The organism is Micromonospora sp. NPDC004336 (assembly GCF_053602615.1).
The window spans coordinates 56,983-69,944 of record NZ_JBSGDY010000007.1 but is presented as its reverse complement, the minus strand read 5'-3'; the positions used below and the strand labels follow the sequence as shown (position 1 = coordinate 69,944).

14 protein-coding genes and 1 tRNA gene are annotated in these 12,962 nt (G+C 75.7%); 8 read left to right on the top strand and 7 right to left on the bottom strand.

Going from position 1 to position 12,962, the window contains the following annotated elements; genetic code table 11:
* Window positions 1–41: 41 nt before the first annotated feature.
* Window positions 42–830: a divisome protein SepX/GlpR gene (gene sepX / locus ACWENR_RS03325; RefSeq protein WP_452275444.1), complete on the top strand. Its 789-nt coding sequence runs from the start codon at window positions 42–44 to the stop codon at window positions 828–830.
* 75 nt (window positions 831–905) lie between these two features.
* Here sepX and ACWENR_RS03320 read toward each other — a convergent pair whose 3' ends face one another.
* A complete protein-coding gene (locus ACWENR_RS03320; RefSeq protein WP_452275443.1) occupies window positions 906–1,649 on the bottom strand; it encodes a class I SAM-dependent DNA methyltransferase in 744 nt (247 codons plus the stop codon).
* Between the two features lie 245 nt (window positions 1,650–1,894).
* Here ACWENR_RS03320 and ACWENR_RS03315 point away from each other — a divergent pair.
* A tRNA-Ala gene (locus ACWENR_RS03315) sits at window positions 1,895–1,968 on the top strand.
* A 235-nt stretch (window positions 1,969–2,203) separates the two neighbouring features.
* Window positions 2,204–2,584, top strand: a complete 381-nt coding sequence (locus ACWENR_RS03310) for a hypothetical protein (RefSeq protein ID WP_452275442.1) — start codon at window positions 2,204–2,206, stop codon at window positions 2,582–2,584.
* A gap of 162 nt (window positions 2,585–2,746) precedes the next feature.
* Here ACWENR_RS03310 and ACWENR_RS03305 read toward each other — a convergent pair whose 3' ends face one another.
* A complete protein-coding gene (locus ACWENR_RS03305; protein WP_452275441.1) occupies window positions 2,747–3,268 on the bottom strand; it encodes a GNAT family N-acetyltransferase in 522 nt (173 codons plus the stop codon).
* 147 nt (window positions 3,269–3,415) lie between these two features.
* On the opposite strand from ACWENR_RS03305, the gene ACWENR_RS03300 reads away from it, so the two are divergent.
* From ACWENR_RS03300 to ACWENR_RS03290, 3 genes are all read left to right on the top strand, one after another.
* Complete coding sequence (locus ACWENR_RS03300; protein ID WP_452275440.1) at window positions 3,416–3,883, top strand: GNAT family N-acetyltransferase; 468 nt, start codon at window positions 3,416–3,418, stop codon at window positions 3,881–3,883.
* 75 nt (window positions 3,884–3,958) lie between these two features.
* Window positions 3,959–4,366 carry a hypothetical protein gene (locus tag ACWENR_RS03295; RefSeq protein ID WP_452275439.1) on the top strand — a complete coding sequence of 136 codons (408 nt, stop codon included), beginning with the start codon at window positions 3,959–3,961 and terminating at the stop codon, window positions 4,364–4,366.
* A 164-nt stretch (window positions 4,367–4,530) separates the two neighbouring features.
* The gene (locus tag ACWENR_RS03290) at window positions 4,531–5,256 is read left to right on the top strand and encodes a hypothetical protein (RefSeq protein ID WP_452275438.1); all 726 of its coding nucleotides are present in this window, start codon (window positions 4,531–4,533) and stop codon (window positions 5,254–5,256) included.
* Between the two features lie 52 nt (window positions 5,257–5,308).
* On the opposite strand, the gene ACWENR_RS03285 is transcribed toward ACWENR_RS03290, so the two are convergent.
* The 3 genes from ACWENR_RS03285 to ACWENR_RS03275 form a co-directional block, all read right to left on the bottom strand.
* Window positions 5,309–6,364, bottom strand: coding sequence for a DUF4352 domain-containing protein (locus tag ACWENR_RS03285; protein WP_452275437.1), 1,056 nt, complete (start codon window positions 6,362–6,364; stop codon window positions 5,309–5,311).
* A 146-nt stretch (window positions 6,365–6,510) separates the two neighbouring features.
* Window positions 6,511–7,167 carry a 4'-phosphopantetheinyl transferase family protein gene (locus ACWENR_RS03280; RefSeq protein WP_452275436.1) on the bottom strand — a complete coding sequence of 219 codons (657 nt, stop codon included), beginning with the start codon at window positions 7,165–7,167 and terminating at the stop codon, window positions 6,511–6,513.
* Complete coding sequence (locus tag ACWENR_RS03275) at window positions 7,160–8,272, bottom strand: winged helix DNA-binding domain-containing protein (protein ID WP_452275435.1); 1,113 nt, start codon at window positions 8,270–8,272, stop codon at window positions 7,160–7,162. Before ACWENR_RS03275 ends, ACWENR_RS03280 begins: the two co-directional genes overlap by 8 nt.
* Before the next feature lie 169 nt (window positions 8,273–8,441).
* Between ACWENR_RS03275 and ACWENR_RS03270 the strand changes: the two genes are divergently transcribed.
* Complete coding sequence (locus ACWENR_RS03270; protein ID WP_452275434.1) at window positions 8,442–8,678, top strand: hypothetical protein; 237 nt, start codon at window positions 8,442–8,444, stop codon at window positions 8,676–8,678.
* A gap of 684 nt (window positions 8,679–9,362) precedes the next feature.
* On the opposite strand, the gene ACWENR_RS03265 is transcribed toward ACWENR_RS03270, so the two are convergent.
* Window positions 9,363–11,048, bottom strand: a complete 1,686-nt coding sequence (locus ACWENR_RS03265; RefSeq protein ID WP_452275433.1) for a dolichyl-phosphate-mannose--protein mannosyltransferase — start codon at window positions 11,046–11,048, stop codon at window positions 9,363–9,365.
* A gap of 92 nt (window positions 11,049–11,140) precedes the next feature.
* Between ACWENR_RS03265 and rsmI the strand changes: the two genes are divergently transcribed.
* Window positions 11,141–11,986 carry a 16S rRNA (cytidine(1402)-2'-O)-methyltransferase gene (rsmI, locus tag ACWENR_RS03260; RefSeq protein ID WP_452275459.1) on the top strand — a complete coding sequence of 282 codons (846 nt, stop codon included), beginning with the start codon at window positions 11,141–11,143 and terminating at the stop codon, window positions 11,984–11,986.
* Window positions 11,987–11,997: 11 nt separating this feature from the next.
* Here the strand turns inward: rsmI and ACWENR_RS03255 are convergent, their stop codons facing one another.
* A complete protein-coding gene (locus ACWENR_RS03255) occupies window positions 11,998–12,924 on the bottom strand; it encodes a hypothetical protein (protein WP_452275432.1) in 927 nt (308 codons plus the stop codon).
* Window positions 12,925–12,962: the final 38 nt, after the last annotated feature.

Below are 12,962 nucleotides of genomic sequence, written 5' to 3'. Positions count from 1 at the left end.
GCGGTCGGGTGGCGGTTGCTCCGAACTCGGTGACGGGAGGGGTGAGGGTGCCGACCTCGGTGCTCCTCGCCGTCCTCGCCGCCGCCGGCCTGCTCGCCCTCGCCCCGGCGCTGGTCCGCCGGTACGACGCCACCGAGCGGCTGGTGGCGGAGCGGGCGCAGTCGACGGCGCGGGTGCTCCAGCGCCGCCGGCGACGTCGTACTGTCCCGGGGCGGCGGCCGGTCCACCCGCCCCGCTCGCTCGTCGTCACCCTCAGTGAAGACAAGGACACGGGTGGTCTCGCCGCCCCGGTCTCCGCGCCGCCCGCCGCCCGCCGGCCGAGTCGGCTGCGCGCCGTGCCGCCCGCCCCGAAGAAGAGCCGCCGCCGGCCGCCGCGCCGGCAGCACACCCCCGCCGTCTACCGCCGGCGCCGGGTGCTCGCCGCGCTGCTGCTGCTCAACTTCGTCGAGCTGATCGGCGTGGTCGTGGTCAGCCCCGGCTTCTGGATCAGCTTCGGCGTCACCGCCACGCTGCTCGTCGCGTACGTCGTACACCTGCGGGCGCGGGCGGTGGCGGAGCGCCGGCGGCGGCGGGCCCGGGCCCGGGAGGCGGCGTGGCTGGCCGCCCGCCAGGCCGAGGTGCGGCGCGAGCAGGCCCGCCGGGCGGCGGCCCGCCGGGAGGCGCAGCGCCGCCTGGCGGCCCAGCGTGAGGCGGTACGCCGCGCCGCGATGGGCCTGGACCGGCCCACCGACCTGCCGGCGGCGGCCAACGGCGCCTCCGTCTCCTACCGTCGCGCGGGCGGCCTGCGGGGCCGCCCCTACCAGTCCGGCCGCGGCACCCACCCGGCCTGACCCGCGTCGGGTCTCTGCCCCGGCCGGCGATCCGCCGTGCGTCAGCTCGGGGCCGGACGGGCGATCCGCGGTGCGTCAGTTCGGGGCCGGCAGGCAGTAGACGGACACGTGGGACCGCGAGTCCGCGGTGAACTCGGTGCCGGACCAGTCCGCGTGCCGGCTCTCCAGCTCGAAGCCGGCCAGCTGACCCATCAGGTCCAGCTCCGCGGGCCAGATGTAGCGGTGCGGCGACCGGAACAGCCGGGCGTGCGTGCTCTCGTCGAACCGGAAGTGGTGCGACACCACCCGCTGGTGCAGCACGTCGTAGGTGTCCAGGCCGATGTAGTCCGACTCCGACAGCCAGACCGTCGCCTCCTGGCCCACCGGGAGTCTGCGCAGCTCCGGCACCCACAGCTCGATCACGAACCGGCCGCCCGGGGCGAGGTGGCGGGCGGCGTTGCGGAAGCACGCCACCTGCTCGGCCTGGGTGAGCAGGTTCGAGATCGTGTTGTAGACCAGATAGACCAGCGAGAACTCGCCGGGCACGGTGTCGCTCGCCATGTCGCCGACGACCACCGGGACCGTCGCCTCGTCCACCTTCGTACGCAGCCGCCGCACCATCGGGCGGGACAGCTCGATGCCGCTGACCGGCACCCCGCGCGCGGCGAGTGGAACGGCCACCCGGCCGGTGCCGATGGCGAATTCGAGCGCCGCACCGCCGCCCGCCAGTTCGGCCAGGCGTTCCACCGTCGGCCCCAGCACCTCGGGGGCGAACATGCCGGTGCCGGGGGTGTCGTACCTGTCGGCGGCATCGTCGTTCCAGACGTCCTCTTGTCGCATTCGCCCTACGCTGCGGGTCTCCGCACGCGTTGTCCATCGATTTCCCCGCCGCCCGCCCGTTCTCCGGACGCCGGGCTCGCGGCGGCGAGTGCCCTTCGGGCTCCCGCTCGCCCGGAAGGCCGTTTCGCGCGCCAAGATCTCGAAGCGCGGGGGGTGGATTCGCGGCGGGGGCGGTCGACCTGTTAGCCTTGTCGCCGGCCCGCCCGGTGACAGCCGGGTGGGACCGAAGCCGGTTCGCCGGCGGAGGGGCTGTGGCGCAGACCGGTAGCGCACCTCGTTCGCATCGAGGGGGTCAGGGGTTCAAATCCCCTCAGCTCCACCCAGTTCGAAGGCCGTTTCCGCTAGTCGGAGACGGCCTTTTTCGATCTTGTCAGCGGCGGGCCAGCGGCGGCGCCTCGCCGGGTGCCGGGCCGCTGCCGGACCCGACCGGTGCTCGCGTCCGGGTCGGGGTGAGGGTGGCTCAAGGTTCGCTCAAGGAACGGGCTGGCCGCGTGACGGCTCCGAGTGTCTCGACCAAGATCTCCGGGAGACCCGCATCCGTTCACAGTGGAGTGATGCACATGGTGAGATCCTGGCTGACCCGTGCCGCCGTGGTCGGTGGCGTCGCCGTCGCGACGATCGTCGGCTCCGCCGGCACCGCGATGGCCGACGACAAGACCATTTCCGTGTCGGGCCGCGGCACGATGACCTTCATCGACGACGGCGACGTCTTCAAGGTGTGCGACACCAAGGCCGACGGCTACGGCGTCACGGGCGAGCTGTTCTACCAGCCGTGGATCGGCGACGAGCGCCTGGTGCTCACCGTCGACGACGGCGGCGACGCGGGCTGCGACAAGGGTGGCTACAACGTCGGTAACGACGGCACCTACCGGATGCGGCTGTGCTGGAACGGCCCCGGCAGCTACTGCACCTGGAGCGGGGAGTTCAACGAGTAGCCGCGCCGCGACGATCCAGGAGTGCGATCGCGCCGCAGCGGCTCAGCTGCCGCTGCGGCGCGCCTGGCCGCGCTGTCTCGTCGCGCCCGTCGCCCTCTCCGTGCCTGCCCCGACCGGCCGGGAGCAGGACGCGGTGACGCGCGGGGCCGGGCACGGGCGTGCCTACCCAGCCGTCCTCGGCGCGGGGCGACGCATGCAGACGCGGGGCCAGCGGTCGAGCCCGTGGGCGGCCTCGCGTTCGCGGACGGCCCGCAGCCCCGGTGTGAGGTCGCCGTCCTCGACGACCACGAAACCACAGCGTACGTAGTAGGGGGCGTTCCACGGCACGTCGGCGAACGTGGTGAGGGTCAGGGCCGGTACGCCGGTGGCCGCCGCCAGGCCGGCGAGGTGGTCGAGCAGTTCGCGTCCCACCCCACGGCGCGCGTGGCGGGGATGCACCGAGACCTGCTCGACGTGGAGGTTGCCGTCGACGGGGTCGGCGACGAGGTAGCCGACCGGAACGTCGGCGGGGTCGGTGGCGACCCAGGCCCGGCCGGCCCGCCGGTAGCGGTCGAGGACGTCGAGCGGCAGCGGTTCGTCGTCGGCTATCTCCGGCATGCCGACGTCGCGGAAGCACTCCCCGGCCGCACGCTCGATGTCCCGCAGCACGGTCAGTTCGGTCCGGCTGACCTCTCGGATGCGCACGAGGGCAGTGTGCCGCCGCCGGCGCCCGGCGTCGCCGGCATTTCCGCCGCCCGCGCCCGGCGTCGCCGCACTTCGCCGCCCGCCGCCGTGGCACGCGGGCGAGGACGGTCGTACGCCCCGGACCGCGGCGTGATCCACACTGGGCCGGTGGAGGTCGTGGAGATCGAGCCGCGCGACGACGAGCCGCTGGCGCGGGACCTGCTGTCGGTGCAGCGGGCGGCGTACGCGGTGGAGGCGTCGATCATCGGTGACGACCGCATTCCGCCCCTGCGGGAGTCGCTCGACGAGTTGCGGGCGGCGCCGCTGCGCTGGCTCGGTCGCTTCGACGGCCGACGACTGGTCGGTGCCCTCGCGCTGACCGGTGACCACTCGGAGGTGGACATCCACCGGCTCGTCGTCGATCCCGCCGCACACCGGCAGGGGGTGGGCAGGGCGTTGGTGCGCGCGGCGTTGGCCCGCGCGGGAGACCGGCGCGTCGTCGTCGCCACCGGCAGGGCGAACCTGCCGGCGCGAGCCCTGTACGAGTCCCTCGGCTTCGTGCCGGCCGGCGAGACGGAGGTCCTCCCTCGCCTGTGGATCGCGCGGTACGTCCGCCACCCCACCCCCGCCGCGTGAGCACCCCCGGCCCTGGACCGGCTCGCCGCCCGGCGGCCCGCCCTTGGCGCGTCCGGGGGAACGTAGACTGCGCCGATGGGGCGGGGCAGGGGCGCACGGGTGTTGGTCGTCGGCGGGGCGACGTACCGCTGGTCGGTCACCCACCGCCACCACGTCGATCGGGGCGACGACGGCTGGCTGCGCTGCGCCGAGCGCCTCGCGGTGAGCCGCGACGGCGCTCCGGGCCGGCTGGGGATCCTCTTCATGGGCGGCCCGAGGGGTGCGGTGGCTGGCGCATACCTGCATAACGGCGGGGTGGCGACCGATGACGGCTACCTGAACCTGCACCGGCCCGGCGTGGTGCGGGCGCTGCTCGACGAGGCGCTCGCCCGCGGCTGGCGCCCCACCGACCCAGGCCACCCCGAGTGGGACGGGTGGGACCTGTTCGACGGCGCCGTGGCCCGCCTCCGCGCCGCGGAGTCCGTGGCGGACACCGGGTCTTGATGGAACACACCCGATCCTGACCTGAGGGCCGGCCCCGCGCGAGGAAGAGCCCCTTCCGATATCGCTGGCGTCAGGAAGGTGCCCATCCTCACAGCCGGGGCGCCGTCAGCCGAGGTGCCGTCAGCCGAGGTGCCGCGCGTGCGGGCGGTCACTACGCTGCCGCCGTGGAGTGGATGACGACCGGGCTCTTCCTGGGCGGGTGCGTGGGGCTCGCCGTCCTCCTGGTGGTGGGGCTGGTCGCGCTGGTCGTGACGGCCCACCGGCGGGAGCGGGAGCGGCGGGACCGGTGGCGGCACTGGGCGGCCCAGCACGGCTGGGCGTACGTCGAGCAGCCCCGGGTCGCCTGGACCGACCGGGTGCCGGGACGCAACCGCAGGGGCGTGCGGTTCGCGCTGACCGGGACGCTGCACGGCCGCCCCGTCGGGGTGGCCGAGTACGCGTACACCGAGACGCACACCTCGACCGGCGCGGACGGCAACCAGACGACCAGCTCGCACACCCACGCGTACGTCGTCTGTTCGGTGTGGTTGCGGTGGCAGTTCCCGGCGCTCGCGGTCGCGCCGCGCGGCGCGGTCTCGAAGCTGGGTCGCGCGCTGTTCGGCAGCGACGTCTACGCCACCGGGCACGAGGAGTTCGACCGGCGGTGGCGGGTGGGCGCGGCGGCCCCGGGGCAGCAGGCCCTGGTCGGGCCGGCCCTGGTGGCCGCGCACCTGGCGGGGGCGGTGCCGGCCTGGAGCGTGCGCGGCACCGAGCTGATCACCTACCGGGCCGGGCGGCTGGAGGATCCCGCGCTGGTGCCGTCGCTGGTGGCCCCGCTGGTCACGGTCGCGAACCTGCTGGAGCAGGGGCCGGTGGCCGGGCGCCCGGTGGGTGGTGCGCCGGGCCGCTGAGCGCGGAAGGCCGGCCCCGAGGGGACCGGCCTTCCGTCACCAGCGGCGGAGACTACGGCTTCCAGGAGCCGGCGCTGCGGAAGTTGTGCTTGTATTCCAGCGCGCCGCTCTTGTTGCGGACGTCGAACACGACCGTGCCGGCCCGCTTGCTGCCCGTACGCAGGTTGTTGCCGGAGCTCAGCGTGTCGCCGCAGCCGGAGAGCGCGCTGGCCAGGCCGTTGGTCGTGGTGCCGTCGTCGGCCACCCACTCGAAGTAGAACGGGTTGATGGAGGCCTCGCCCTTGGTGACCGTGGCGGTGACGTGGGCGATCAGGTACATGCCCTTGTCGGGATCGGGGGCGTACGCCCGGCAACCCTTGGTGGCGGTGGTGAAGCGGGTGACGGTGACCTCGAGCGTCCCGTCGTCGTCGGAGAGCACCAGCGTGTCGCCGGGCTTCATGTTGTAGGTCTCGTCGTTCTTGCCCGGGGCGGAGCTGGAGCTGGGCCCGCCGCCCGGCGCGTTGGTGGTGATCGGCGTCGGCAGGGCCTTCTCGAGGTCGTCCTTCGCCTTGTCGGCGCCCGCGACGATCGCCACGATGCCGCCGACGCAGCAGAGCAGGATCAGCACGACCGCGATGATCGCGATGATCAGGATGGGCTTCTTCGAGCTCTTCGCCGGCGCGACCGGCTGCGGGGCGCCGAGCGGGTAGCCGGGCGCGCCGGAGGTCATCTGCGGGTAGGGCGTGCCGGAGACCGGCGGCTGCGGCATCCCGGAGGTCGGCTGGTGCGGCGCGGCCCACGGATCGCCGGAGACTGGCTGGGGGGCGCCGGAGACCGGGGGCTGGGCCCACGGCTCGCCCGGAGCGCCGAAGCCGGGGGGCTGGGGAGCGCCGGAGACCGGCGGCTGGGGCGCGGCCCACGGGTCGCTGGTCGGCTGCTGCGGCACGGGCGGCAGCGGGGCCCACGGGTCGCCCGTGGGCTGCGGCGCGCCGGAGACCGGCGGCTGCGGCGGATAGCCGCCCTGGTCGGCGGGAGGCTGCGGCGTCGGTGCCGTCGGGTAGGACGGCTGCTGCTCCGGGCTCGGTCGGTTGGGATCCTGCGGCCCGTATGGGGGCTGGGGGTGACTCACCGTACTCCTAGGCACCTGACGACGACGGCAAACGCGGCTGACGCTACCGTGCGCGGACAACGGAACATCTTCGCCTCTTTCCCGGCGGGCCGCTGTCCCCTGAACGGATCCTGTGGCCCGGTCGAAGAGGCCACGGCCCGGCTCGGTCAGGCCGGCGGCAGCACGGCGGCGGTGCGTACCAGGGCGTCGTCCACGCTGAACCGGCCGGTGACCAGGGCCGGCGGGCGGGCCACCGGGGCGGCGTCGAGCCGGGCCGGCGCGATGCGGGCGGTGAACGTGCCGGCGTCCGGGTCGAGTTCGACGAGCGCGTCGTGGAAGTCGAGCCAGGTGCCGACGACCGGGTGCCACACCTTGTAGACGCTCTCCTTCGCGCTGAACAGCACGGCCGGCCAGGCGGTCCCCGCCGGCAGGCGGGCGCACCGCTCCTCCTCCTCGGGCAGGCAGATCAGCCGGCGTACGCCCGCGTCGAGCGCCCGGTGCCGCTCGGCGTCGATGCCCACGGAGCGGACCTCGGCGGCGCGGGCCACCGCCGCCGCGCAGTAGTCGCGGGTGTGCGTGATGGCGCCGACCAGACCGGCCGGCCAGACCGGCGACCGGTCGGCGGCCGACGGCACCGCGACCGGCGGCACGCCGAGCGCCGCCATGGCCCGCCGGGCGCAGACCCGGCCGGCGGTGAAGTCGCGGCGGCGGCTCTGCACCGCCCGGTCGCTCAGGCACGCCCCCTCGGCCGGCAGCAGCCCGCCGGTCCAGTCCGCCGGCCCGGCCACCGCCACGGCCACCGCCGGCGGCAGCAGGTCACGCATCGCCGCTTCCCGAGAGGTACGCGCGCACGCGCGCCCGCTCGGCGTCGAGGCCGTCGGCCGGCACCGGCGGCGACTCCGGCCACAGGTCCACCGCCGGCTCGCCGTCGCGCGCCTCCCAGGTGCCGACGACCCGCCCCCGGTGCACCACGACCGGCGAGATCCACCCGGCGGCCCGGCTGACCGCGGCGCGCCGGGCGGCCGGGACGATCGTGGTGTCCTTCGTGCCCGGCCCGAGGACCCACTGGTCGAAGGCGGGCAGCAGGCGTATGGCGTCGTCGGGGCGGGCGGCGGCGATCTCGTCCACGTCGGCGGCCCGGGCGTACGCCGGCCGGTCGTCGACGGTCACCGGCACCAGTTCGCCGGCGTCGACCAGGCGGGCGAACCAGTCGCGCAGCGCGGCCCGCTTCGAGCCGCCCCGGCTCAGCCACTGGTCGAAGGTCTCCGGGTCCGCCGGCCCGTACGCGCCCAGCCAGGCCGGCACCACCCGGGCCGCCGCCTGCGCCGGGTCGGGCAGCCCGGGCCAGTCGGGCAGCAGCGTCTCCGGTCGGGTGAAGGTGACGCGGTTGCCCTCGGCCGGCCCCTGTACCAGCAGGCCCTGCCAGGCCAGCGGCTTGAGCACGGCGCCCCAGCCCGAGCCGAGGTGCGCGGCGAGCGTCGGGTCGCCGGTGCGTTCCACGATCTCGGCGGTGAGCTGCTCCCGGGTCAGCGTCCGGCCGTCCAGCGCGGCGGCGGCCGCCTCGGCGATCGCCGCGAGCCGGTCCACGGTCACGAAGGTGCGCTGCCACGAGCCCTTCTCCCAGAAGCGGCCGGCGGCCAGCAGCGAGAGACAGGCGGGCGCGTCCTCGACGCGCAGCACGTGCAGGGTGCCGCGCATCGCCCAGGTGCGCAGCAACCGCCGCCGCGCCAGCGCGTCGGCGAGCGCCCCGGGCCGGGGGTCGGCCTGCCGGGCGGCGACGGCCTGCTCGGCGGCGGAGGGGACCTGTGCCTGCACGCCGACCAGCCGCCCGACCACGTCGACGGCGTCCACGCCCGCCGGCCGGTGCAGCAGCTGCCGGCCGGCCCGCCAGGCCAGCACCTGGTCGACTGTCAGCGTCGCGAGGGCCATGGTTGGTGAACGTACCGCAACCGCGTAACGCCCCGGTGCGCCCCGACGCTGAACAGGCGTCGCCGGGGGACGACCTTCATCCATTTTCGACGGCGGCCCGGGCCGGGCCGTCACCTGGCACCGGAGAGGGGCTGCGATGACCGGTGGTGCGCAAGACCCGGCATCCCCTGTGGACGAGCACGCGCCGTCGACGCCCGGGTGGACGTGCGACACCTGCGGCACCGAGTGGCCGTGCGCCGCCAAGCGCGCCCGGCTGCTGGTGGAGTACCAGGTCGACCGCGCTTCGCTCAGCGTCTATCTGGGGTCGTGTCTCGCGGCCGCCGCGGAGGACCTGCCGCCCACCCCCGGCGCGTCCCTCCAGGACCGGTTCATCGGCTGGCTGCCCCGAACGCCGAGGGGCGCCTGACGTCCGGCGCGGTGGTCGCGAAGCCCCGCCGTCCCGCCGACGGGATCCGCCCGCCGTCGCGGCAGGGCCGGAATACCGCCCGGTGCCCCCCAGGTTAGGGGCGAATTTCCACTATCTGAACATCCGGATAGAGCGCGTTAACCGGACGCCGATGACGAAGCGCCCAGTCGCGCCGGAAACCCCGTGAGCTGGTCCGATTCTCGCGGTCGCGGCCCCGCTGAGCGGCTTCTCCGGCCCCGACCGGCCGCCGACCGGGTGCGCCGGACGCCCCGGACCCCACCCGGAAAGCGGGACTCGCGGGCCTTTCGCCGTTTCGTACCGTTCGTGCGAGATGACGGAACGTCAACGACCGGACGTGATCCGGGTGTACGGCCAGCCACCGGTCGGAAATCTGACCGAAGTCGCCCCGTTGTGCCGGTGGTACGCGGTGGTTAAGCTTCGTGTGCGCGCCCCAATCGCCCGCTTCCCCCGTGGCAGGCGATCGGGGCGCGCTTCTCTGTCGACGGGCCCGCACGCCACCGCGTGCGGGCCCGTTTTCGCTGGTCCCGCGCCCGGCTGCCGCAGGCCGCAGTGGGCCGCCCGACCGGACGGCCGGCCACGAAACCGCCGCACGCGCCGACCACGAGCGGCCGGTCGCCGCGCGCCCGCCGCCGTCGACCCCGCGCCGGTGGGGCGTCGCGTCGGTCAGATCCAGCGACCGTCCAGCCACATCCGCGCGGACCACTCCGCGTACGGCAGCAGCTTGCCGACGAAGATCGGATAGAAGTACGCGAAGCAGAGCGCGACCAGCAGCACGTACGCCCCGGCGATCACCCCGCCCACGAGCCGGCGGTCCTGGCCGGCGTCCACCGCGCCGACCGTCCCGCCCCCGGCCGGTCCCGCCGGCGTGACGATCGCGCCGAGCACGTAGACCACCGCCAGCACCAGGAACGGCAGCGCCGGCGCGGTGTAGAACGAGAACATCGTCCGGCCGTCGAGCGCGAACCAGAACCACGGCAGCAGACCGCCCGCCACGACGAACAGGATCGTGCCGGCCCGCCAGTCGCGCCGGGCCACACCCAGCCAGGCCAGCGCCACCAGGGCCGGCAGGAACGACCACCAGAGCAGGGGAGTGCCGAGCAGCAGCACCTCGGCGGCGCAGCTCGGCGCCCCGCACGCGCCGTCACCGGACCAGTAGAAGGCGACCGGCCGGCCCAGCAGCAGCCACTGCCACGGCCACGACTGGTATTTGTGCGGGTCGTCCAGGCCGGTGTGGAAGCCGTACGCCGCCTTGTGGTACTCGATCAGGTTGTTGAGCGCCCCGACGACGGGGGTGTCGCTGAGCGGGGCGTTCGGGTAACTGTCCGCCAGCCGGTAGTAGCCGTCGTCGCCGAGCAGCCAGCCGGACCAGGTGGCGACGTAGGTGACCACCATCAGCACCCCGGCCAGCACCAGCCACGGCAGCTCGTCGAGGGCGGTGTCCCGCCACGGCCGCCGCACGCCCGCGGAGCGACGGACCCCGACCTCCCAGAAGATCACCAGCAGCGCGAAGACGGGCAGGAAGTAGAGCGCGCTCCACTTCACCGCGCAGGCGCAGCCGAACAGCACCCCGGCGGCCAGCCGCCACCACGGCCAGTCCCGCCAGCCGCCGGCGGGCCGCCCGGCCCGGCCCGGCCGGCCCGGGTCGAGGCCCGCCTCCAGCGCCCGGGCCCACCGCCGCCGCCGGGCGTCCCGGTCGAGCACGAGGGCGCCGAACGTGGCCAGCACGAAGAACAGCAGGAAGATGTCGAGCAGCGCCGTGCGGGACAGCACCAGGTGGAAGCCGTCCAGCGCGAGCAGCAGGCCGGCGGCGCAGCCGAGCGCGGTCGAGCGGAACAGCCGCCGGCCGATGCGGACCAGCAGCAGCACCGACAGGGTGCCGACGAGCGCCGCCGAGAACCGCCAGGCGAACTCGGGCGCGGTGGTCACCAGGTGGCCGGGCACGGAGATGTTGTGCTCGGCGTCGGAGTAGCCGAAGGCCCACTCGCCGAGCCCGATGAGCCACTTGCCCAGCGGCGGGTGCACCACGTAGGAGGCGGCGCCGTCCTTGTAGTTCCACTCGACGCCCTTGTCGACCAGGGCCCAGCCCTCACGGGCGTAGTAGATCTCGTCGAAGATCTTGCCGGGCGGGTGGCTCAGGCCGACGAACCGCAGGATCGCCGCGATCGCGACGACCACCCCGGTCGCCAGCCAGGAGCGGCCGTCCAGCCGGGCCTCCACGGTCGCCAGCCGGCGCCGGACGACGCCGGGAACGCCGCCGCCGGGAGCCGGGGCGGACCCTTCGGGTGGGCCACCCGCCGTGGCATCCGGTTCCGACCGGTCCGCGCTCTGTGCTGTCGACGCGCTCGTCACCCGGCGATCGTAGGCTGCGGAGGTGCCCGGTGGCGCCCGTCGCCGCCGAAACCCGCACCGTCGTCGATGAAGGAGCTGTTCTCGTGGGTGAAATGTCCGACACGGGGCGGCTGATCCTCCTCGGCGCGCCGCTCGGCAACCCGGCCGACGCCTCGGCCCGCTTCCGCGAGGTGCTCGCCACCGCCGACGTGGTCGCCGCCGAGGACACCCGCCGGCTCACCCGCCTGGCCCGCGACCTGGACGTCACGGTGGCGGGGCGGATCGTCTCCTACTTCGAGGGCAACGAGGAGCGGCGCACCCCCGAGCTGGCCGACGTGCTGACCGCCGGATACGTGGTCGCCCTGGTCACCGACGGCGGCATGCCGAGCGTCTCCGACCCGGGCTACCGGCTGGTCCGCGCCGCCCTGGACGCCGGCGTGCCGGTCACCGCCGCGCCCGGCCCCAGCGCGGTCACCACCGCCCTGGCCCTGTCCGGGCTGCCCTGCGACCGGTTCTGCTTCGAGGGCTTCCTGCCCCGCACCCCCGGCGCCCGCCGCTCCCGGCTGCGCGCCCTCGCCGCCGAGGAGCGGACGCTGGTCTTCTTCGAGGCGCCGCACCGCGTCGCCGGCGCGCTCGCCGACCTGGCCGCCGCGTTCGGCGCCGACCGGCCGGCGGCGCTGTGCCGCGAGCTGACCAAGACGTACGAGGAGATCGTCCGCCGCCCCCTCGGCGAGCTGGCCGACTGGGCCGCCGAGGGGGAGCCGCGCGGCGAGATCACGCTGGTGGTGGCGGGCGCGCCGGAGTCGGCCCGGGAACGGCCCGACGACGACGCGCTGCGGGCCGCCGTCGCCGCCCGCGAGGCCGCCGGCCTGTCCCGGCGCGACGCGATCACCGAGGTCGCCACGGAGTACGGCCTGCGCCGCCGCGAGGTCTACGGCGTCGTGCACGCCCCGGCGTAGCCGGAGGCGGCTCACCAGGCGGCGACGAGGAAGCCGAGGGTGATCGCCAGCGGGCCGACCACCGCCCCCGTCACCGCCCAGCGCCGCAGCTTGGGGTCGGCGAGCCGGGTGGCCCCGGTCCACCGGGCGATCCCGGCGCAGCAGCCGAGCACCACCAGCAGGCCGAGCAGCCAGCGCAGGTGCCCGGCCGCGCCGGCGTCCGCGTACGCCGTGCCGCCGTCCGGGCCGGTCATCCGGGCCGGCACCGACGCGCCGGTCGCGGTCCGCTCCGCGGCCACCCCGCTGACCCGTACGCCGTGCGCGATCCACGACCCCTCGGCGGCGAAGAAGTTGCCCCGGCAGCGCTGGGTGAGCCCGCCCCCGTCGCAGTCGACGATCACCACGGTGCCCCGCGTGGCGTGCCCCACCGCCAGCCAGAACGGCCCCGCGCTCACCCACGAGAAGAAGGCCGCGACCAGGCTCAACGCCAGCAGCGCGGCCAGCCCTGGCAGCGGGTCGGGCGGCTGCGGGGCGCGCCGGGGGCGCCCGCCGCCGTCCCGCGAGGGGCGCTGCCGCTCGTGCGGCGGCTCCTCCCTGATCGGCGTGCCGTCCCAGTGCACCTGCTCGATCGGCGCCCAGTAGGCCCCGTCGTCGCCGCCGTCCGGACCGCCCGGGGCGTCGTCGCCGCCCGGCGTACCCCCGGGCGGGGAGGGCCCCCGGCGGGGCCGGTGCTGGGGCTGTCGGACCGGGACCCGGCGCGGCACGGCGTCGACCGGCGCCCCGGTCGTGGGCTCGACCTCGACGGCGGGCTCGGCGGGCGGCTCCGGCGCGGCGGCCGGCACCACCCGCCGCTGCGGCGCGACGGCGCCGCGCGCGGCCCCGGGAGCGCCGCCGCCCGTCGGGCCAGGGCCGCGGTCGTCGTGGTCGCGGGCCGCTCGTCTGCCAGTCACGACGTCCATTGCACCCCGACGCCGGTACGCAGGACGGCAGCTCACGC